Raw genomic sequence first — 20,228 nt, forward strand, 5'->3', positions numbered from 1 at the left:
AGCCTGTGAGCGCAGTACCTGTTTCGGACTCCGGTGTGCGGCCGATATTGGTTGAGGCCGTGGACCTGGCCCGCCGTGCGCTCCTGGAGCTGGAGCCGGCCGGGGTCGGGGAGTATCTCGGTGTCACGGGTGAGGACGAGTACTCGGCCACCCATCGGTTCGCGGCCACATTGCCCGGTTATCGCGGATGGCAGTGGGCGGTGGTGGTCGCGGCGCCGACGGATGCCGACCATGCCACGGTCAGCGAATCCGCCCTGCTTCCCGGCCCCGACGCGTTGATCGCACCGGAGTTCGTGCCGTGGGAGCAGCGAATCCGGCCCGGGGACCTCGCTCCCGGTGATCTGCTGGCCCCGCCGCCGAACGATCCGCGGTTGGTGCCCGGTTACACCGCGACCGGTGATCCGGAGGTGGACGAGGTCGCCTACGAGGTCGGTCTCGGCCGCAGGCAGGTGCTGAGTCCGGAGGGTCGCGCGGAAGCCGCCGAACGCTGGTACGCCGAGTACGGTCCGGATACCGAGATGGCCCGGGCGGCATCCGGCACCTGCGGCACCTGTGGTTTCTACCTACCGTTGGCCGGTGCGTTGCGGGCCGCGTTCGGGGTTTGCGCCAATGCCATGGGCGCCGATGGGCACGTGGTTCATGCCGAGTACGGGTGTGGCGCGCATTCGGATACTCCTCCGCCCGCCGGTTCGGGGTCGCCGTTGTACGAGGCATACGACGATGCGGCAATCGAGGTGATCCCCACCGATACGTTGCGGGCCGAGCGGCGGGCGCAGGACGACGAGGCGAGCGAGTCGGCCGCCGAGCAGGGCGAGGCCGTGTCCGGAGCCGAGTCGGCGGAGGCCACACCCGAGACCGAGTCGAGGTCGGATGTCGAACCGACCATCGCCGCGCCGGAGGAAGCGACCGGGACCGCCGGGGAGGCGAGTGCCGGGGGGCCCACCGGGGCGGAGCGGGACGACACCGCGTCCGCCGGTGAGGATTCGGATCGGAGCCCGGTTACGCCCGAATCATCGGAGACGGCCTGAGCGAGCGATCCGACTCGGACATATCGGCCGGGCCGGATGCCTTCGATGCCTCCGACGGGACGGGAATACCCGATCCCTTCGATACGGCGCGGCTGCGGGCCGCGGTGCTCACGGCATGGCGGGACTCGCCGACCCGGTTGCGGGAGGACGCGGCCGCCGAGGCGGATCTGGTGCGGGCCGGATATCGGGATCGGTTGCTCACCGAGTTGGCGCAGAACGCCGCCGATGCGGCCACCGCGGCCGGGGTGCCCGGACGGTTGGCGATCCGGTTCGACGGACGGATGCTGTCGGTGTCGAACACCGGCGCGCCCCTGAGCCGCTCCGGGGTGCATGCGCTGACCGCACTACGCGCTTCCGGGAAAAGCGATACGTCCGGCGCTGTCGGTCGATTCGGGGTGGGGTTCACCGCGGTGCTCACCGTGAGCGACGAGATCGAATTACGTTCCACCAGCGGGTCGCTGTGTTTCTCGCGCAACCGCACTCGGCAGACACTGCGTCGAGCGGGGATATCGGTTCCGGAGGGTTCGGCCGCCGCGAATTTCGCGCCACCCGTATTGCGGCTGGCCTGGCCGGTTTCGACGGAACCGGCCCCCGGCGCCGATACCGAGGTGGTGTTGCGCCTACGGGACGAGGTGGATGTCGAACAACTGTCGGCGGCCATGCGTCGGGAGGCGGTCGACCTACTGCTGGAACTGCCCGCGCTGCACAGTATTCGGATCGGTGCGGAGGAACTGGTCGCCCATACGCGGGGCCTGGGTACCTCCGGCGTGAGCGAACTACGGATCAGCGGCTTCGGGTCCGAGCGCATATGGTGGCAGTTCCGCACGGCGCGTGCGCGATGGCTGCTCCCCGTACGTGACGGTGCGCCGGTGTCGGCGGCCCCGGATGTGTTGCGGGCCCCGACCCGTTCCGACGAGGAGCTGTCCCTACCCGCGCTACTGGTCGCCGATATTTCGATGCAGCCGGATCGTCGTCGCCTGTTGCCCGGTGCCCGGATCGACGAGATCGTTGCGGGATACGCCGATTTCGCGCGGGCGTTACCACCGGAGGATCGGCTTGTGCTGGTCCCGACGCCCGGTTTCGCGCGCGGCGAGGTCGATGGACTGTTGCGGGAGGCCATCGTTCGGGAGTTGCGGGAAAAGTCGTGGCTGCCGGTTATGGTGGACGAATCCGACGACGCGGCGACCGGTATCGACCGTGCCGAGCCAACGGTGGAGTCGGCAGCGGGCAGGCGCGGTACCGTGCGGTACGGGACGTCCGTTCCGACCCGGGCGAGTGTATTTCCCGATCTCACCGAGGAACTGGCCGAACTGCTCGTCGGTGTGGTCGGTCCCCTGGTGCCGCCGAGTCTGTCCGGGCGTCGGTACGCCGAGGCGTTGTCGGTGCTCGACGTGCATCGTCTCGGGCCGGCTCGGATCGCCGAATTGTCCGGCGGGCTCGATCGGCCGCCGCGCTGGTGGTATGCGCTGTATGCCGCGTTGGAGCCCTTCGCCGTCGACCGGCTCGCGGTCGAGGAACTGGGCGCCCTCGCGGTTCCGTTGGCCGACGGCCGGGTGGTCACCGGTCCGCGCACGGTGGTGCTCGACGATCGACTGCGCGAGCCGGTTCCGGTGCGCTGGGCGCGGTTGGTGCACCCCGAGGCGGCGCATCCGCTCCTGGCCCGGTTGGGTGCCCGGCAGGCTACGGCCGCGGAACTGCTGTCCGATCCCGGTCTGCGGGTCGAACTGACCGATCGACCGGGGGACCCCGAGACGATGGACGCGGTTTTGCGCCTGGCGGCCTCGGTCGAGACCGACGCGCTGCCCGACTGGCTGGGCCTGCTCGAAATACCCGACGACACCGGTGAACTCCGACCGGCCGATGAGCTGTTGTTGCCGGGCGCTCCGTTGGCCGAACTGCTCGTATCGGATTCGCCCTTGGGTATGGTGGCGGCCGATATCGTCGACCGGTACGGTGCGGACGCACTGCGTGCGATCGGGGTCGGCTGGGATTTCGGGATCGTCTCCGAAACGGATCCGACCGGTCCCGACCATCATCTCGACGACGAGGAAACGTGGTGGGCCGGTCTGACCGAGGACCCGCCGGAACTGGTCGCGGTTCGGGATCTGGATCTGGTGGACGACGCCGCGTGGCCGGAGGCGTTGTGGCGGTTGCTGTCCGAGGAGCGCACCCGGGCCTTGCTCGCGGACCGGGATGGTTATACGGCCTGGTGGTTGCGCCGATATGCCCGCATCGATGGTATCCCGCTGGGCCGGTATCGCCATCCCGGAGACGTCGAGTTCGCCGGACTGCTCCCGGAACTGCCGATCACCGGGCTGTCGCGCGCGGACCTCGATGTGCTGCGGGCGAGTCTGGCCGATCCACGGGATATTGATACCGAGTTGGCCACCGCCCTGCTCACCGCGCTCGCCGACCCCGCGAGAACGCCGTCCCCCGAGACCGTTTCGCTGGTGCACGCCCGGCTGGCCGCGGTGGTGTCGCAGCTGGATCTCACCGCTGTCGACCCGCCCGATCGGGTGCGGGCACTATCGGGTGCGGTGATCGACGCGGCGGATGCGCTGGTACTGGACCGGCCGTGTTTCGGTCTCGCGGTGCCGCCCGATCGGTTGGTGGTGGGCGATCCGGATTCCGCCGCCGAATTGGCCACCCTATTGGATCTGCCGCTGGTCTCGGAGAGCGTAACCGTGGAAATTCTCGACGCCGGTTACGAAACCACCTGGTCGGATGAGCCATTGGGTGTCGTGCTGCGCCGAATGTTCGCCCTACCGGCACCGGACGGGCCTCTGGTGGTGCACGACGACCTGCGGGTGCGGCTACACGGTGCGGTGCAGCGCACGGTATCGGTGCCGTGGTGGCAGGACAGCGCGACCACACATCTGCGGCGTCCGCGTCCGGAGGGTTGAGCGGCGCGGATACCGCTAGGTATTGGCCTCCGCGTGCTGCATCAGTGTCTCGCCGAGCAGGTCCAATTGGCCACGCACACTTTCGCTGTCGTTGTCCACCAGCCAGCGCAGCACCAGCCCATCGATCACATTGAGGGTGAAGCGCGACAGGGTGCGCACCGGTACCGTCCAACGACAGTCGGTGGCGACGCGAGCATGCTCGAGGATGTCGGCGACCGTGGAATCGTTGAATGTGTACTGTTCTCGCGCGATGGCGAGTTTCGCGGGTGTCTGTTCCCCTTCGCGCAGGGCGTAGGTGGTGGTCTCGTAGGTGAGCAGCTGTCGCTCCGGGGTGGCCTCCACATTGAGCCACATCAGTTCCAGTCCCGCGCGCACCAGTTCGCGCAGGGCGTCGAGGCCGGTGCCGGTGCTCTGCCACACGGTGTCGTTGGCATCGACGGAATCGCGCAGCTCCATCGATAACGCCTTGACCAATTCGGTCATCAGGGCGTCCTTGTTCTCGAAGCAGTAGTGCACCACTCCGAGCGAGACGCCGGCCGCCTGGGCGACGTCTCGCGTGGTCACGCCCGCGACTCCCTTTTTTTCGGCTAGGCCGATCGCGGCCTCGATAAGGTGGGCCCGTCGTTCTTCGACGCTCAATCGGGTGGACACCTGAGCGAGTTAAGCGCCCGCGGCGCGAACAGTCAATTCCCGGACCGAAATCACCGGACTGGACGATTGTCCAAATGTGTGGTTCGCTGCCCTGCAAACCGAGAGGAGGCCGTCGTGGCTGTGACGCGTAGGACAATGCTCACCCGGACGGTCGCGGGTTCCGCCGCGCTGGCAGCGGTGCCCGTGGCCGGCCCGGCTCTCGCTCCGGCCGCGTTCGGAGCGAGAGCGAACGCGGCGTCTGATGGATATCTCATCGGCGTCGGCATCTCGGATATCACCGGTCCGGCGGCCGAATGCGGAATGATGGGTTACTCCCAACTCGAGCAGACCACGGCGGGAATACATCTGCGTCCGCGGGCACGCGCGTACATCATCGTCGCGGGCGAGTCCCGGATCGTCTTCGTCGTCGCGGAGAACGGCATGATCTTCCAGTCGGTGCATCGCGGGGTGTTGCTGGAACTGGCGCGCCGGTTCGGTGATCTCTACACCGAGCAGAATGTTGTGCTCACCTCCACGCATTCCCACGCCACCTGTGGCGGGTCCAGTCACGACTACGCCTACAACCTGTCCATTCTCGGCTTCCAGCAGCAGGTGTACGACGCCGAGGTGAACGGCATAGTGGAGGCGATCGCAGCGGCCCACGCCGACCTCGCGCCGGGCGAACTCGCCCTGGGCCGCGCCGAACTACACGACGCCAGCGTCAACCGCTCGCGGGTCGCCTTCGACCGCAATCCGGACGAGGACAAACGCCATTTCCCCGACGCCATCGACCCGGCCGTCACCGCCCTGTCGCTGAGCAGGGGCGGCAAACCGGTCGGCGTGATCACCTGGTTCGCCACGCACAACACGTCCATGACCAACCAGAACCGGCTGATCAGTTCGGACAACAAGGGTTTCGCATCGTTCAGTTTCGAACACACCGAATACGGCGTGCGATACCTGGACGGCGCGCCGGATTTCGTCGCGGCCTTTGCGCAGACCAATGCCGGGGACATGTCGCCGAATCTGAATCTGCGGCCCGGATCCGGCCCCACCGAGGACGAATTCGAGAACACCCGCATCATCGGCGAACGGCAGTATCGAGCGGCGAAGAACGCGGTGGCCGCGGCCCGGTCCATCTCCGGCCCCGTCGACGCCATGCTCTGCTACATCGATCTCGCCGATATCGCGGTCGACGGCCGCTTCACCCCCGACGGCCAACCCAAGCGCACCGCGCCCGCCGCCGCCGGGGTCTCGCTGGTCGCCGGGAGTGTCGAGGACGGCCCCGGCCTGCCGGGCGGCCCGATTCCGGAGGGAGTGCGCAACCCCTTCCTGGAAGAGCTGGGTGATCCTCGCAGACCCGCACCCACCTGGTTGGCCGATGCCCAGGCGCCGAAGGCGATCGCCGCGCCGCTCGGATTGCTGCCGCCGGTGCCCTGGGTGCCAAATGTGCTGCCGATCCAATTGGTTCGGATCGGTGAACTGTATCTGGCGGCGGCGGGCGGAGAATTCACCATAGTGTCCGGACTGCGGATTCGGCGCGCCGTCGCGCAGGCACTGGGTGTTTCCTTGGAACAGGTGCTCATGCAGGGCTATGCGAACGCCTACCACGAGTACGTGACCACACCGGAGGAATACGACGCCCAACAGTACGAGGGGGCCTCGACCCTGTTCGGGCGGTACACGCTCTGCGCCTACCAGCAGGAATTCACCAGGCTGGCCACCGCGTTCGCCGCCCGGCAACGGATCGAGCGTGGCCCGGCCCCGCGAGATGTCTCCGCGCTGCAGCCGAATTTCGTCCCTGCTCCCGGACCCGACACCGCCCCTGCCGGGCTCGCGTTCGGCGCTGTCTCGGTCCAGCCGGCGCCTGCCTATCCCCGGGGCGCCCGGGCCGAGGTCGAATTCGTTTCGGCCCACCCCAAGCACAATCCGCGGCGGGGCGGGACCTTCCTCGAGGTACAGCGGCGCACCGCCTCCGGCGAATGGGTGCGTGTCGCCAACGAAGGGGAATGGGCGGTGCGCTACCACTGGCGCAAAGAAGGGATCGCCGGATCGTTCGCCCGGTTCACCTGGGATATCCCGCACAATGCCGAGCCGGGTCGCTATCGCTTCCAACACTTCGCCGACCGGTTGGCGCCGGAGGGAGGATTGGTGCCGTTCACGGGTACCAGCGCGGAATTCGATATCGCCTGACCCGGGCAGGGGCCGGCGGAGGTGGTCCGAGATGCGTCACCGCCGGACCATCCCGATATCCGCCGGTATCACAACCCGGTCTGCGCGCCCTTGTCACCGCGTCGGGCCCCTCGGCGCTGGACGAGGAATATCGTGTAGCCGAGCAACCCCACGGCCAGACCCATCAGACACAATGGTCGCGCGGATTCCCAACGATCGCCGCCGAGCCACACCACGATGGTGGCCACGGCCCACAGCGCACTCCCGATCGCGAGAACCGGGCGGGGATCGGTCAGCCGCGGGGGGATTTGCGGAACCTGTGCGGGCATCAATCCAGCCTAGATCCCGTGGCACAAGCAGGCCACATGGCCCCGATATGTCCGATTGTCGTAACGCCCCCTCGACGAGCGGTGTCCCGTATCGTTCACCACTGTGACGACCCCATCGGATGTTCGAGCACTCGCGAGTGAGGTATCACTGGCGGTGGTGCGCTTGACACGACATCTACGCGGGCGGCGTACGGATTCGCTGATCTCGCTGACCCAGCTGTCGGTGCTGGCGACCCTGCACCGCGAAGGTGCCATGACCCCCGGCGCGCTGGCCACGAAAGAACGGGTACAGCCGCCCTCGATGACCCGGGTGATCGCCTCGCTCACCGATATGGGATTGGTGGCGCGCACACCGCATCCGACCGATGGGCGACAGATCATCGTCTCGCTGTCGCCTGCCGGAGAGAAACTGCTCCTCGACGAGGCCAGCGCGCGGGAGGCCTGGATGACCGAGCAGCTGTCCCACCTGGATCAGGAACAGCTCGATGTGCTCGCCCGCGCGGTGGAGATCATGAACGGGATCGTCGCCGAATCCGAATAGGTGCTCGCGTCCTATCGCGCGTGCCGGTATCCGAAAGCCTCGTCGCTGTCCACGATTTCCCGGCCGAGGGGGAACAGGGCCAGCGGAATCAACTTGAGATTCGCCCAGGCGAACGGCAGTCCGATGATCGTGCAGGCCAGCGCGATGCTGGTACTCAGATGACCGAGCGCCAGCCACCAGCCCGCCACCACGAACCAGATGATGTTGCCGATCAGCGAACCCGCGCCCGCGCCCGGCTTCTCCACCGTGGTGCGGCCGAACGGCCACAACACATAGGCCGCATTGCGCAATGCGGCCACGCCGAAGGGGATGGTGATGATCAGAACGAAGCAGATCAGCGCTGCCAACAGATAGCCCAGCGACATCCAGAATCCCGCGAAGACCAGCCAGAGGACATTGAGGACGAATTGGATCGGCTTCACCTCTCCAGCATGCCGGGACGGCGTAGGTTACGCCAGTTTCCGCCGGGGCCACTCGGTGATGGGGTGGCCGAGCCGAGTGACCCGAGCCTCACCTTTCCCGAACCCTTCGGTGTCGATTCGCTCCGTTCGGTCCGAACCCGGGGCGGGCCCCGACTCGAGGGAGCGGGTTGGCAGGATAGCGGCCGTGGCGGTGGTTGTTGATGTGGCCGATATCGCCGATCCGCGCCTGGACGACTTTCGTGATCTGAAAGCGGCGGATCGGCGACCGGACCGTCCCGGCGGTAAGGGGTTGGTGATCGCGGAGGGGGTCGTGGTGGTGCAGCGGATGGTGGATTCGCCGTTCACCCCGCATGCCCTGCTCGGTGTGGAGAAGCGGTGGCGAGAACTGGCCGACGACCTCGCCGGGCTCGATGTGCCCTACTACCGGGCCTCGGCCGAGATGATGGCGGAGGTGGTCGGGTTCCATCTGAATCGGGGTGTGCTCGCGGTGGCGCGGCGCCCCCCGCAACCCGACCTCGAGCGGTTGCTCGACACGGCGCGGACGGTGGCCGTGCTGGAAGGTGTCAACGACCACGAGAACCTGGGATCCATCTTCCGTAACGCGGCCGGACTCGGGGTCGACGCCGTGCTCTTCGGCGACCGGTGCGCCGATCCGCTGTATCGGCGCGCGGTACGGGTGTCGATGGGGCATGTGCTGCGGGTTCCGTTCGTTCGGATACCGGACTGGCCGCACGGACTGGAGTTGCTGCGTCGCCGGGGTTTCCAACTCGTCGCGCTCACCCCCGACCCGGGTGCGCACACCTTGGCCACCGCCATGACCGGTGATCGGGTGGCGCTGTTGCTCGGCGCCGAGGGCCCCGGCCTGACCGAGGAAACCATGGTGGCGGCCGATGTGCGCGCGCGGATTCCCATGTCGCGGGGCACCGATTCGCTCAATGTGGCCACCGCCGCCGCCCTGGCCTTCTACGAGCGAACCCGGACGGCATGAGGACACGTACTCCGGTGCGCGGCGGCCATCCGAGTTACGTTTTCCCGATGAACGTATTGCCGCCCACGGGTCGTCCCGGATATCCGCCCCCGCCGGATCCGACACCGTGGGCCGCGGGGATAACCGTGACGGTACTGGTGGGGGCCTTGACCGCGGTGGCGGTGTACGCGTTCGGCGCCGCCCTGGCGCAGGTGCATCCGCTACTGTCACCGCTGGTGAATCTGATCGCGGCCGGTGGTGTCGCACCGACCGCATGGCGATGGCGCGCCGTGCCGGTGGTTCGTTGGATAGTGGCCGGCGGGGCCGCGGGGGTGTTGCTCGGCTGGGTGGCGCTGGTGTTCGGCTGAACCGCGGTTATTCGTCACCGCCGGTGGCCGGCACCGTATCGTGTCCGCGCAGCCAGGACAGCAATCCTCGACGGCCGCCGCCCGGGGTGGGGTGATCGTCGGGACCGTTGTGGTCGAGAACCGTGTCCTCGGACCGCAGGGCGAAACCACAGACCGGGATGTCGGCCGGGGACAATTCCTTCCGGGACTCCTCTCGGGACGTGGTTCGATAGCCGAAACCGAGCCATTCGCGATGGGCGGCATCGGCGAAGAGGATGGGGTCGTACGGGAGGGCCAGTGGGTCGGTTATCTCGCCGGGCCGGGGGCGGACCGGATGTTCCCCTGCCCAGTACGGGCGCTCCCAGACCAGGGGCAGTCCCTTGTTCTCCAGGATGTTCCACCGGGTCGAACTGAAGGCGCGGCGCAGCTCCCCACGTTCCCAGTGCGCGAACGCTCCCCAACCCCGTGCCGTATCGAAGGCCACCATGTACATGTGCTCGGAGGCGAGCGGGCGCACCAGCAATTCGGGCAGCCCGGTGGGCCGGGCACGAATGGCCTGCGCGGAGCACAACAGGGTGAGACCGGGATAGCAGCCGAGGAAGACCTCGTCGATATCCGGGCCCGCGTGATGGTCGAGGGTGCCCCGCGTGGTCGGTGCGATATCCAGGCCGGGGTGTAGCTGTCGGGCCAGGGCCCATGCCGCGGCCGGGTCGGGATCGGGATGGGCGCGCAGTACGGCGGCCGGATCGGGGGTATCGACATACCAGATCGACGAAACTCTGCACAGCATTTCCGGCACCTCCCGACCGCACGCGAAATAGGTGGAGCGAACAATGGGTGTGGAGCGAACAATGGGCAATACGGAGCGACTCGGCCCGATCACCGCATCGTGCGGGATCGAACCGCGCCGGTGACGCAGGAAGGAATTTATCCGCAGGCGCGAGCGGAGGGAACCATCACCTCGGTCAACGCGCCGAAAAAGTGGACGGTGGTACCGATTCGAGTGCGGAATCGGTAGGTCGGGTCAGCGGCCGGGGCCGCGTACTCCCAGCAATACGTCCTCCCACGAGGGCATCGGCGCCTTGCCGCGTTTACCGCGGGACGCGGGCTTGGTCTTGTTCGCCGGTTTCGCGGGTTGTTCGGGAGCCGTGGCCGATTCGTCCTCGGGCCCGGCGGTCTGCGGTTCGGCGGACTCGGCGGACTTGGCCGACCTACCGCCCGACGCGGCGGCGCTTTCCGTCGGGCGGCCGCTCGACTCCGCGCGGGTGTCGGTCGACGCGGTGGGGTTCGATGTCACGGCGGCGCCGCCACCGGTCGCGGGAACGGTGCTCCCGCCCGCGGCCACGGCGCGCTGCTCGTAGTAGCCCCCGACCGCGGGGTACTGCTCGGCGGCCCGGCTCACCGGGGCGCTGCGCGGCGCCGGCGCGACCTCGCGTCGGACCTCGACGGCCGGAGCGGGCTCGGGCGGTGTCTCGGGTTCGGACGGTAGTATCGTCGCGAGTCCGCGCAGGGCGCGACCGAAATCGGGATCGATCAGATCCGCGGCCGGATCATCGAGCGGGGAGACCGTACCGCCGTGCGCATCCGGCTGATAACGCCAGTGCGCGGCGATTTCGGAATGGCCGTTTCGCCATTGCAATTGGGCGACCCAGAATCCTTTTTCGTCTTTCCAGGCGTCCCATTCGGCGTTTTCCAATGTGTGGCCGCGGGCGGTGAACGCGGCGGTCACCACATCGAGAAGGATTTCGGCAGCGGGGCCGTCGGACCGGATCGGATGTGCCTTCTGGGCCAGTTCGGCGGCGCGGGCCCGTTCCAGCAGAACGGGGTAGGCGAAACGTTCGACCCGATTGGCCGGCAGACCCGATTCCGCGGTGACCTGCTCCACGGAGGCGCCGGCACGAATTCGGGCCTGGATATCGCGAGGACGCATGGTGGCTTCCGTTTCGATTTCGATCTGGCCGAATCGGGCAAGGTCACCACGGGCCGCGGCCCGTAGTTTGTCGTCGGCGGGAAGCCGGAATTTCTGGCCGTTTTCGGTGTCGACGCACACGATATGGGCGGAGTCGGGCGTCACCCCGATCACTCGAAGTTCACGCACCGTTACCTCCTCATCGCGCTTCTCGCGACACCGCCCACGTTCTGGAACAGTAGTGCACTTCTGGGATTCGTGTGGCAAGACACGCGGCATCGAAATCTACCCCGCGGCAGCACCACACCGCTAACCTGCTCTATCCCTTTGCGTACCAAGTTGTTTGCGAACAGGCAATGGGCCGCCGCGCCGGAAAGCGCGGCGGCCCATTGCCTGTCGTCGAAACCGCTGCTCGGAGGGTGTCCGTCCCGGTTCGGTTCGGAGCGGATCCGCCGAGCGGTCGGCGGAATCGATCAGGAGAGCTTCTCCACCACCCAGTCCACGCACTGTGTGAGGCGGGTTACATCGTCGGGCTCCACGGCCGGGAACATTCCGATCCGCAATTGGTTGCGGCCCAGCTTGCGATACGGCTCGGTGTCCACGATGCCGTTGGCGCGCAAAATCTTCGCCACGGCGGCGGCATCCACCGAATCGGCGAAATCGATGGTGCCGACCACCTGGGAGCGGTGCGCCGGATCGGCGACGAACGGGGTGGCGTATTCACTGGCCTCGGCCCAGCTGTACAGCCGCGACGAGGAATCCAGCGTCCGCTTGACCGCCCAGTCCAATCCGCCGTGGCCGTTCAACCATTCGATCTGATCGGCGAACAGCAGCAGCGTGGCCAGCGCGGGCGTGTTGTAGGTCTGGTCCTTGACGCTGTTGTCGATGGCGATCGGCAGCGACAGGAAATCCGGTGTCCACCGTCCGGAGTTCTTGATCTCCTCGACCCGCTCCAGAGCGGCCGGACTCATCAGTGCGATCCACAGGCCGCCGTCGGCGGCGAAGTTCTTCTGGGGCGCGAAGTAGTACACATCGGCCTCGGTGATGTCCACCGGTAGACCGCCCGCGGCCGAGGTGGCATCGATGGCGACGAGTGCGTTCTCCGAGCCCGCGGGCCGCCGCACCGGAACCGCGACACCGGTGGAGGTCTCGTTGTGCGCCCAGCCGATCAGGTCGACGGACGGATCGGACACCGGCTCGGGCGCCGAACCCGGTTCGGCGGACACCACCACGGGCTCACCGATGAATGGGTTCTTCTTGGCCACGGAAGCGAACTTCGAGCTGAACTCGCCATAGGTCAGGTGTAGCGAACGCTCGCGGATCAGGCCGAACGCGGCCGCATCCCAGAACGCGGTGGTGCCGCCGTTGCCGAGGACCACCTCGTAACCGTCGGGCAGGGAGAACAGATCGCGCAGGCCGGAACGCACACGCGCGACCACATCCTTGACCGGCTTCTGCCGGTGGCTGGTGCCGAACACCGAGGCCCCCACGTCTACCAGGGACTGCAACTGCTCCGGGCGCACCTTGGACGGGCCGCAGCCGAAACGACCGTCCGCGGGTTTGATGTCGTCGGGGATTGTCGGGAACGCACTGGTCATGGCGAACAGCGTAGTCGTGGTGTCGCTGTGCGACATACCACACTCCGACTAACGTCCGGCGGTATGAGCATTCTCTCGGCAAACCGTGGTCGGTGGGTTCGTGCTCTGTTGCCGCGGTGGCTGCGACCACAGGTGGAAGCTGTTCGCGGTGATGAGCAGCGAGAGTTGTCGGTACGTGGCATCACCGCTTCGGCAACCGTTCTCGACGTGCGGCCGCGCGGTCGGGGACCGGACTGTGTTTTCCGGGTGCGGGTTCGGGTTCCGGGGCGGCGGCCGTACGAGGCCCGGCTTCGGCAGCAGGTCCGCACGGCCGATCTGGAGCGGATGCGCCCCGGGGAGGTGATCCGCTGTCGGGTGGACCCGGATGATCCCGATCGGGTGATGCTGTACCCGCCCGGTACCGCGGCCGCCGACCGAACGGATATCGCGAAGATCCTGATGGACGGTCGCCGCGCCGAGGCCACCGTGCTGGCGGCCACACCCGTCGCGGCCGATTACTCCGGGGGTGGCGATCCGCTGTTGCGGCTGGACCTGGAACTGCGGACCTGGGACGAGCCGAAACCCTGGCGGGTACGGCTGGTGCAGTCGGTGCCGCTGGCCGCGATCGACCTGGTCGATCTGGGCGCCCACCTGAAGGTCGCGTTCTTCGCGGTCGATCACGGTGAATCGGTCGCCGTCGACTGGGCGGCCACACTACGGGAGCGCTGACCGAGTGACACCCCGGCCACCGGGCCCGCTGGAGAAAGCTGCCCCTCGGCCGTGTCCGGGTTGTCGCCGGGGCACGGCCTATCGGGCGCGCACCACCGACTCCCAGCCCGGCACGTCCTCCGGGCGACGCGGACCCGGGCCGGTGTAGACGGCGGCCGGACGCACCAGCTTGCCCAAGCGCTTCTGCTCCAGAATGTGCGCGCACCAGCCGGCGGTGCGGCCGCAGGTGAACATGGCGGGCATCATATGAGCGGGGACCTCGGCGAAGTCCAGGATGACGGCGGCCCAGAACTCGACATTGGTTTCGATGGCCCGGTCGGGGCGGCGTTCCCGCAATTCGGCCAGCGCGGCCTGTTCCAGTTCGGCGGCCACCTCGTAGCGCGGGGCGTTCAGACGGCGCGCGGTCTCGCGCAGCACCCGGGCCCGGGGGTCCTCGGCCCGGTACACCCGGTGGCCGAAGCCCATCAGCTTTTCCTTGCGGTCCAGAATGCCCTTGACCAGCGCGCGGGCCTTGCCGGTCCGTTCGACCTCTTCGATCATCGGCAGCACCCGCGCGGGGGCGCCGCCGTGCAGCGGGCCGGACATGGCGCCGATGGCGCCGGAGAGCGCGGCGGCCACATCGGCCCCGGTGGACGCGATCACCCGGGCGGTGAAGGTGGAGGCGTTCATCCCGTGCTCGGCGGCCGAGACCCAGTAGGCGTCGATGGCCTCGGTGTGTCGGGGGTCGGGATCACCTTTCCAACGGGTCATGAACCGTTCGGTGACCGTGGTGCACTCGTCGATCTTCTTTTGGGGGACCGCCGGTTGGTAGATACCACGCGCGGACTGCGCGACATAGGACAGCGCCATCACCGAGGCGCGGGCCAGATTCTCCCGCGCGGTCGCGTCGTCGATATCCAACAACGGCCGATAGCCCCAGATGGGAGCGAGCATGGCCAGCCCGGCCTGGACGTCGACCCGGACGTCACCGGTGTGCACCGGCAGGGGGAAGGGTTCCGCCGGTGGCAACCCGTGGCCGAACTCGCCGTCGACCAGCAGAGCCCAGGCGTCGCCGAAGGTCACCCGATTGAGGACCAGGTCCTCGATATCGACGCCGCGATAGCGCAGTGCGCCGCCGTCCTTGTCGGGTTCTGCGATATCGGTGGTGAACGCCACCACGCCCTCGAGGCCGCTGACGAAGTCCGAGGGCAGGGCGGTGGAGCCGGAAACCGCGGAGCTTGTGGTCATGGCAGGACTCTCCTTTCCCTGTGACTCTACCGCTTGGCTACCGGGTAGTAACGTCTGGCCCATGCGTGAGCTGGACAATTCCCGCCCGGATCTGGCCGTGATGCGGGCCGAGTACGGAGCCACCCACCTGGGAATGGGCGATCCATCCGCCGGCTGCGGCATACACGACGCCGAACTCGACGAGAGCTGGGTGGCCGGGGGATGGGAACCACTGCTGCGGCACTGGATCGAACAGGCCACCGCGGCCGGTGTCGTCGAACCCAACGCCATGGTGCTCGGCACCGTCGCCGCTTCTGGGGAGCCGAATGCGGTTCCGCGTCCGGTGACGCGCACCGTGCTGTGCAAGGGGCTCTCCCCGGAGGGGATCGTCTTCTACACCAACTACGACTCGGCCAAGGGAGCCCAACTGGCGGCGGTGCCGTATGCGTCGGCCACCTTCCTGTGGCCGCAACTGGCCCGGCAGGCACATGTTCGCGGTCGGGTCGAGCGGGTCTCCGCCGAGACCACCGCCCGTTACTGGCGGACCCGACCACGCGAGTCCCAGTTGGGTGCCTGGGCCTCTCATCAGTCCCGACCGATCGACTCCCGGGCCGATCTCGATCGGGCGTTGGCCGAGGCGCTCGTCCGATTCGGTGATGTGGACGAGATCCCGGTGCCACCGCATTGGGGCGGTTATCTGATCCGGCCCGACGAGGTGGAGTTCTGGCAAGGACGGCAGGGCCGGCTGCACAACCGTATCCAGGTGCTCATCGATGACACGGGAATGACGGTGCGCCGGTTGCAGCCCTAGACCCCGGCCCATACGGGGCATGCGCTGTTGCTGTGCACATTTGGCCTGGTCGGACGCTGCAAGGTGGGATATCGGTGATATTCGGCACGGTTATTCCCGGTGAAATCGGGGTATTCGCCGCCGGTGCGGAGTAAGGAGACGGCGCGAGGGACGCTTCGTCGGGTCGCGGAACGGTCCGTGCGGCCGCCGCGTGCCGGCGAGTCGGCCGGTCACCGTGATCTTTTCGAATTCCCGGGCAGGGTGTCCTCACTGCGTTTTTCGCGACCTCGTGAAAACTACTCATGGGTACCCCTCCTCGTCGGGGCCGGTGAAGCAGCGACTAGCGTCTCCGATAACGCACCGTGTGCCGACCGCACGCGATGCCGACGGTCATACGCCTGAGAGGGATCCTTCCGTGCCCGAGAATCACATCAATGACGCCAAGCCGGTTCTCACCTACCCGGGTGGCGAATACCCCATGACGATCGCCCAGGCCTCCGAAGGCAACGACGGTATCAACCTCGGCAAACTGCTGGCGAGCACGGGCTACACCATGTTCGATCCGGGATTCGTCAACACCGCGTCGACCAAGTCGGCCATCACCTATATCGACGGTGAGGCCGGCGTTCTCCGCTATCGCGGATACCCCATCGAACAGTTGGCGGAGCGCTCCACCTTCATCGAGGTGAGTTATCTGCTCATCTACGGCGAACTGCCGTCCCAGAGCCAGCTCGAGGAGTTCACCGACAAGATCCGTCGGCACACCCTGCTGCACGAGGATCTGAAGCGGTTCTTCGACGGCTTCCCGCGTAATGCGCACCCCATGCCGGTGCTCTCGTCCGCGGTCAACGCGCTGTCCGCGTACTACCCGGACTCGCTGGATCCGCGCGATATCGAGCAGGTCGAGCTATCCACCATCCGACTACTGGCCAAGCTACCCACCATCGCCGCGTACTCGTACAAGAAGTCCGTCGGCCAGCCGTTCCTCTACCCGGACAACTCGCTGTCGCTGGTGGAGAACTTCCTGCGCATGACGTTCGGCTTCCCGGCCGAGCCGTACCAGGTGGATCCGGAGATCGCGGCCGCGCTGGACATGTTGCTCATCCTGCACGCCGACCACGAGCAGAACTGCTCCACCTCCACCGTGCGGCTGGTCGGCTCCTCCGACGCCAATCTGTTCACCTCGGTCTCCGGTGGGATCAATGCGCTGTGGGGTCCGCTGCACGGCGGTGCCAACCAGGCCGTGCTGGAGATGCTCGACGGCATCAAGGCCAACGGTGGCGATGTCAAGGAATTCATCCGCAAGGTCAAGAACAAGGAAGACGGGGTGAAGCTGATGGGCTTCGGACACCGCGTCTACCGCAACTACGACCCGCGGGCGGCCATCGCCAAGAAACACGCCGACGCGATCCTGAGTAAACTCGGCAGCGACCCGCTGTTCGATATCGCCCAGGAGCTGGAAGAGGCCGCGCGTACCGACGACTACTTCATCGAGCGCAAGCTCTACCCGAACGTCGACTTCTACACCGGTGTGATCTACAAGGCCATGGGCTTCCCGACCCGCATGTTCACCGTGCTGTTCGCCATGGGTCGGTTGCCCGGTTGGATCGCCCACTGGCGGGAAATGCACAGCGAACCCATCAAGATCGGTCGCCCGCGTCAGGTCTACACCGGCTATGGTGCACGCGACTATGTCGAACTCGGCAACCGCTGAGCGATACCTCGAAAGGGAAATCTGCCCATGAGCAAACCGGAAATCGAATTCCAGGCCGGCCCACCGCCCACCGAATTGGTCATCAAGGACCTCGTCGTCGGTGAAGGCCCGGAAGCCGTGCCCGGTGGCACGGTCGAAGTGCATTACGTCGGTGTGGAATTCGATACCGGTAAGGAGTTCGACTCTTCCTGGAACCGTGGGGAGTCCATCACCTTCCCGCTGCGTGGGCTGATCCAGGGCTGGCAGGAGGGCATTCCGGGGATGAAGGTCGGCGGCCGACGGCAGCTGACCATTCCTCCGGAGCTCGCCTACGGTCCGGCGGGCGGAGGGCATCAGCTCTCCGGTAAGACCCTGGTCTTCGTGATCGACCTGCTCGGCGTCCGCTAGGGGCGGTCCGGGAGAACCAGGACCAATCGGACCCCACCGAGGGTGCCGTCGTCGAAGTAGGCGCGGCCTCCGTGCAATTGGGCCTGTTGTGCCACCAGTGCCAGGCCCAGCCCGGAGCCGCTCTTACCGGCGCGGCTGCCGCGGAAGAACCGCTCGAAGACCGCTTGGCGTTCTTCGAGCGGAATACCGTGTCCGTTGTCGTCCACGGAGATGACGATCGTGCCCTCGTCGGTGCGATGCGCGGAGATCAGCGCCTCGGTGGCCCCGCCGTGTTTCACGGAGTTGGCCAGGGCGTTGTCCACCGCCAGCCGTAGGCCCGCGGGTAGGCCGCGGGTCACCAACTCGGCGTCGGTATCGACGCGGACGGTCAGGCCCGGGAAATGTCGCATGGCGTCCTGGGCGGCCAGATCGCACAGTTCCACCACATCGGTGTCCACATGATCGCGTTCCCGGGTGAGATTGCCCGCGGCCAGTCGCTCCAGCGCGGTCAGGGTGGTCTCCAGACGTTCCTGACTACGCTGTAGATCGTCGAGAATCTCGGCTCGCTGTTGCTCGTTCAGATCCAGGGTGCGCAGCACCTCCAGGTCGGTGCGCATGGCGGTGAGCGGAGTGCGTAGCTCATGCGCCGAGGCGGCGGCGAAATCGCGGGCGGTTTCCAACGCGGCCGCGGTTTCGGTGCGGGCCTGTTCCACCCGCCGCAGCATGTCGTTCACCGCCTGGGCCAACTGCTCGGCCTCCAGTACCCCTGAGCCGTCCACCGGTTCGAGCGGGCTGTTCGGGTCGTCGTAGCCGGTGCCGGCCCCCACCTGGCGGGTCAGGTCGACGATCGGCCGCACCGCCCGTCCGCCGAACAACCACCCCAGTCCCGCCGAGGCCGCGATGGCCAGTCCGGCCCCGCCCAGCACCCATCGCTGCTGTCGGTGGGTTGCCTCGGTGGCCTCGGCGGATGGTATCCCCAGCGATACCGTCCGGCCCGGCGGTTGATTCTCCGAGGTGGTCAGCACCCGATACGGGATACCGTCGACGGTGACCGTCTTCGAGCCGGTGGGCAGCGCGGGCAGTTGGGTCGCAGTACTCGCCACCGCCGCACCATTGTCCCGAACCGTGAGCGCCATATCCCTGTTCGGCCCGACCAGATTCACCACACCGACCGCGATAACCGGGTCGATCAATACCAGCCGGGATGCGGTGAGCAGCTGCTGATCGGTTTGTTGCAGATTGTTGCGTTCGATGGCCTCCGCCACGAACGCGCTCAACAGGGTGACGATCAGCACCGCACCGGCCGCCGCCGCGCCGGCCACCCGGGTACGCAGCGAATACGATCGTCGCCCCCGGTCGGATTCGGTCGGTGAGTGGGTGCCGAGAAGCGCCGACGGGCGGGACGTGTTCACTTCGGTGCTCGCAGGACGAATCCCACCCCGCGAATGGTGTGCAGTAGCCGGGGCGTGCCGTCCGCTTCCATTTTGCGCCGAAGATAACCGACGAAAACATCCACCACATTCGTATCGGCGGCGAAATCGTAGCCCCACACCAGTTCCAACAGTCGCTCCCGACTCAATACCACCCCCGCATTGCGGGCGAGCGTGGACAGCAATTCGAATTCTCGGGTGGTCAATTCGATCTCCCGCCCCCGCACCGAGGCCCGATACCCCGCCACATCCACCGCGAGCGGACCGACCACGATACCGTCCGGCGACGCGGCGGGGGTATCGGTACGTCGGCGTAGCAGCGCCCTGATTCGGGCCACCAGCTCCGCCAGTACGAAAGGCTTGATCAGGTAGTCATCGGCCCCCGACTCCAGACCCGCGATTCGGTCGTCGACCGAACTGCGGGCGCTGAGCACGCAGATCGGCACCTCGTTGCCCAGGGCGCGCAGCGCGGTCACCACCCCCGCACCATCCAGTACGGGTAGATTCATATCCAGCACGATCGCATCCGGCGAATGCTCGGAAACCGTCCGCAACGCGGCGGCCCCGTCCCGAGCGACCAGCACCTGGAACCCGGAGAGCCGCAGCCCGCGCTCCACGGAAGCGAGCACATCATCGTCGTCGTCGACAACGAGGACGGTCGGGGCCGCGGTCTGCTCGTCGGTCACGCTCCAATTCTGCCCGTGCGCCACCGGCACCCCCACCCTTGACTCGGGGCCGTGCCCGGCTTCGGTTCCGCGCTATCGTCAGGCGGGGCCATCGGCTCGGACGTAGCCGTGGCAGGTATCCGCGACGGTGCGCAGGGTGGCAGCCAGCCCCTGGGTGCTCGGGTCGTCGTCGGCCCGGCGGGCGGTATCGGGATTCTGGTCGAGGTAGTTTTGCAGGTCGGCGCGCCGCTCCTCCACCGGCTGCTCGAACTTCACGCGCAGATCGGCCTTCAGTTCCGGATTGGAGTCCAGGATCATCGCCAGTTGGGGCGCGTGATCGTGCAATGCGGCGTCGACCTGCTCGAAGGAGCAGTCCGAGGCGAGTAGCGGTTCGGCCATTTCCAGTGGACCCGCCGCGGCGAGGGCGGGGCACAGCAGTCCGATCGCCACTACGGCCGCCGCGATACCGAACTTCCTGTTCGAGCGGGTCATCCGGTGCCTCC

20 protein-coding genes are annotated in these 20,228 nt (G+C 67.3%); 10 read left to right on the plus strand and 10 right to left on the minus strand.

What is annotated here, in order from left to right:
• Nucleotides 1-5 precede the first annotated feature (5 nt).
• Together ON32_RS02875 and ON32_RS02880 are read left to right on the plus strand one after the other, a co-directional pair.
• Entirely contained in the window at nt 6-1,028 is a 1,023-nt protein-coding gene (locus ON32_RS02875) for a DUF3027 domain-containing protein (RefSeq protein WP_085995108.1), read from the plus strand.
• 104 nt (nt 1,029-1,132) lie between these two features.
• Nucleotides 1,133-3,931, plus strand: coding sequence for a sacsin N-terminal ATP-binding-like domain-containing protein (locus ON32_RS02880; protein WP_085995109.1), 2,799 nt, complete (start codon nt 1,133-1,135; stop codon nt 3,929-3,931).
• A 15-nt stretch (nt 3,932-3,946) separates the two neighbouring features.
• On the opposite strand, the gene ON32_RS02885 is transcribed toward ON32_RS02880, so the two are convergent.
• Nucleotides 3,947-4,582 carry a TetR/AcrR family transcriptional regulator gene (locus ON32_RS02885; RefSeq protein ID WP_040788519.1) on the minus strand — a complete coding sequence of 212 codons (636 nt, stop codon included), beginning with the start codon at nt 4,580-4,582 and terminating at the stop codon, nt 3,947-3,949.
• A gap of 114 nt (nt 4,583-4,696) precedes the next feature.
• Here ON32_RS02885 and ON32_RS02890 point away from each other — a divergent pair, with 114 nt between their 5' ends.
• A complete protein-coding gene (locus ON32_RS02890) occupies nt 4,697-6,754 on the plus strand; it encodes a neutral/alkaline ceramidase (protein ID WP_040788521.1) in 2,058 nt (685 codons plus the stop codon).
• Between the two features lie 68 nt (nt 6,755-6,822).
• Here the strand turns inward: ON32_RS02890 and ON32_RS02895 are convergent, their stop codons facing one another.
• The gene (locus ON32_RS02895; RefSeq protein WP_040788522.1) at nt 6,823-7,062 is read right to left on the minus strand and encodes a DUF2530 domain-containing protein; all 240 of its coding nucleotides are present in this window, start codon (nt 7,060-7,062) and stop codon (nt 6,823-6,825) included.
• 103 nt (nt 7,063-7,165) lie between these two features.
• Between ON32_RS02895 and ON32_RS02900 the strand changes: the two genes are divergently transcribed.
• The gene (locus ON32_RS02900; protein WP_040788523.1) at nt 7,166-7,603 is read left to right on the plus strand and encodes a MarR family winged helix-turn-helix transcriptional regulator; all 438 of its coding nucleotides are present in this window, start codon (nt 7,166-7,168) and stop codon (nt 7,601-7,603) included.
• Nucleotides 7,604-7,614: 11 nt separating this feature from the next.
• Here the strand turns inward: ON32_RS02900 and ON32_RS02905 are convergent, their stop codons facing one another.
• The gene (locus tag ON32_RS02905) at nt 7,615-8,016 is read right to left on the minus strand and encodes a YccF domain-containing protein (protein WP_217998021.1); all 402 of its coding nucleotides are present in this window, start codon (nt 8,014-8,016) and stop codon (nt 7,615-7,617) included.
• Between the two features lie 193 nt (nt 8,017-8,209).
• Here ON32_RS02905 and ON32_RS02910 point away from each other — a divergent pair, with 193 nt between their 5' ends.
• Complete coding sequence (locus ON32_RS02910) at nt 8,210-9,013, plus strand: TrmH family RNA methyltransferase (RefSeq protein ID WP_040788526.1); 804 nt, start codon at nt 8,210-8,212, stop codon at nt 9,011-9,013.
• Between the two features lie 47 nt (nt 9,014-9,060).
• Nucleotides 9,061-9,360, plus strand: coding sequence for a DUF2537 domain-containing protein (locus ON32_RS02915; protein ID WP_051132796.1), 300 nt, complete (start codon nt 9,061-9,063; stop codon nt 9,358-9,360).
• A gap of 7 nt (nt 9,361-9,367) precedes the next feature.
• Here ON32_RS02915 and ON32_RS02920 read toward each other — a convergent pair whose 3' ends face one another.
• The 3 genes from ON32_RS02920 to serC form a co-directional block, all read right to left on the minus strand.
• On the minus strand, nt 9,368-10,129 hold the full coding sequence (locus ON32_RS02920) for a DUF6928 family protein (protein WP_040788803.1): 762 nt from the start codon (nt 10,127-10,129) through the stop codon (nt 9,368-9,370).
• Nucleotides 10,130-10,363: 234 nt separating this feature from the next.
• Nucleotides 10,364-11,437 (minus strand): septation protein SepH, encoded by a 1,074-nt coding sequence (gene sepH, locus ON32_RS02925; RefSeq protein WP_040788527.1) that lies wholly within the window; start codon nt 11,435-11,437, stop codon nt 10,364-10,366.
• A 284-nt stretch (nt 11,438-11,721) separates the two neighbouring features.
• Complete coding sequence (gene serC / locus ON32_RS02930) at nt 11,722-12,846, minus strand: phosphoserine transaminase (protein WP_040788804.1); 1,125 nt, start codon at nt 12,844-12,846, stop codon at nt 11,722-11,724.
• A 63-nt stretch (nt 12,847-12,909) separates the two neighbouring features.
• Here serC and ON32_RS02935 point away from each other — a divergent pair, with 63 nt between their 5' ends.
• Nucleotides 12,910-13,554 (plus strand): DUF3592 domain-containing protein, encoded by a 645-nt coding sequence (locus ON32_RS02935; protein ID WP_040788529.1) that lies wholly within the window; start codon nt 12,910-12,912, stop codon nt 13,552-13,554.
• Nucleotides 13,555-13,632: 78 nt separating this feature from the next.
• On the opposite strand, the gene ON32_RS02940 is transcribed toward ON32_RS02935, so the two are convergent.
• A complete protein-coding gene (locus ON32_RS02940; protein ID WP_040788530.1) occupies nt 13,633-14,781 on the minus strand; it encodes a citrate synthase 2 in 1,149 nt (382 codons plus the stop codon).
• Nucleotides 14,782-14,842: 61 nt separating this feature from the next.
• Between ON32_RS02940 and pdxH the strand changes: the two genes are divergently transcribed.
• The 3 genes from pdxH to ON32_RS02955 all read left to right on the plus strand — a co-directional run bounded on the left by pdxH (nt 14,843) and on the right by ON32_RS02955 (nt 17,651).
• Complete coding sequence (pdxH, locus tag ON32_RS02945; RefSeq protein WP_040788531.1) at nt 14,843-15,571, plus strand: pyridoxamine 5'-phosphate oxidase; 729 nt, start codon at nt 14,843-14,845, stop codon at nt 15,569-15,571.
• Nucleotides 15,572-15,965: 394 nt separating this feature from the next.
• Entirely contained in the window at nt 15,966-17,264 is a 1,299-nt protein-coding gene (locus ON32_RS02950) for a citrate synthase (protein WP_083873929.1), read from the plus strand.
• A gap of 27 nt (nt 17,265-17,291) precedes the next feature.
• Nucleotides 17,292-17,651 (plus strand): FKBP-type peptidyl-prolyl cis-trans isomerase, encoded by a 360-nt coding sequence (locus tag ON32_RS02955; RefSeq protein WP_040788532.1) that lies wholly within the window; start codon nt 17,292-17,294, stop codon nt 17,649-17,651.
• On the opposite strand, the gene ON32_RS02960 is transcribed toward ON32_RS02955, so the two are convergent.
• From ON32_RS02960 to ON32_RS02970, 3 genes are all read right to left on the minus strand, one after another.
• Nucleotides 17,648-19,042 (minus strand): sensor histidine kinase, encoded by a 1,395-nt coding sequence (locus tag ON32_RS02960; RefSeq protein ID WP_306307643.1) that lies wholly within the window; start codon nt 19,040-19,042, stop codon nt 17,648-17,650. The genes ON32_RS02955 and ON32_RS02960 overlap by 4 nt on opposite strands.
• A complete protein-coding gene (locus ON32_RS02965) occupies nt 19,039-19,746 on the minus strand; it encodes a response regulator transcription factor (RefSeq protein ID WP_040788807.1) in 708 nt (235 codons plus the stop codon). Before ON32_RS02965 ends, ON32_RS02960 begins: the two co-directional genes overlap by 4 nt.
• Nucleotides 19,747-19,824: 78 nt before the next feature.
• Nucleotides 19,825-20,217 (minus strand): hemophore-related protein, encoded by a 393-nt coding sequence (locus ON32_RS02970; RefSeq protein ID WP_040788534.1) that lies wholly within the window; start codon nt 20,215-20,217, stop codon nt 19,825-19,827.
• Nucleotides 20,218-20,228: the final 11 nt, after the last annotated feature.

It is taken from the genome of Nocardia paucivorans NBRC 100373, from assembly GCF_000308675.1.
GTDB lineage: Bacteria > Actinomycetota > Actinomycetes > Mycobacteriales > Mycobacteriaceae > Nocardia > Nocardia paucivorans.

What these genes read in the sequence shown, in the direction of transcription:
- ON32_RS02895 (WP_040788522.1), bottom strand. Translation starts at nt 7,062, where the DNA reads ATGCCCGCACAGGTTCCGCAAATCCCCCCGCGGCTGACCGATCCCCGC.
- ON32_RS02915 (WP_051132796.1), top strand. Translation starts at nt 9,061, where the DNA reads ATGAACGTATTGCCGCCCACGGGTCGTCCCGGATATCCGCCCCCGCCG.
- ON32_RS02920 (WP_040788803.1), bottom strand. Translation starts at nt 10,129, where the DNA reads ATGCTGTGCAGAGTTTCGTCGATCTGGTATGTCGATACCCCCGATCCG.
- serC (WP_040788804.1), bottom strand. Translation starts at nt 12,846, where the DNA reads ATGACCAGTGCGTTCCCGACAATCCCCGACGACATCAAACCCGCGGAC.
- ON32_RS02935 (WP_040788529.1), top strand. Translation starts at nt 12,910, where the DNA reads ATGAGCATTCTCTCGGCAAACCGTGGTCGGTGGGTTCGTGCTCTGTTG.
- ON32_RS02940 (WP_040788530.1), bottom strand. Translation starts at nt 14,781, where the DNA reads ATGACCACAAGCTCCGCGGTTTCCGGCTCCACCGCCCTGCCCTCGGAC.
- pdxH (WP_040788531.1), top strand. Translation starts at nt 14,843, where the DNA reads ATGCGTGAGCTGGACAATTCCCGCCCGGATCTGGCCGTGATGCGGGCC.
- ON32_RS02955 (WP_040788532.1), top strand. Translation starts at nt 17,292, where the DNA reads ATGAGCAAACCGGAAATCGAATTCCAGGCCGGCCCACCGCCCACCGAA.
- ON32_RS02970 (WP_040788534.1), bottom strand. Translation starts at nt 20,217, where the DNA reads ATGACCCGCTCGAACAGGAAGTTCGGTATCGCGGCGGCCGTAGTGGCG.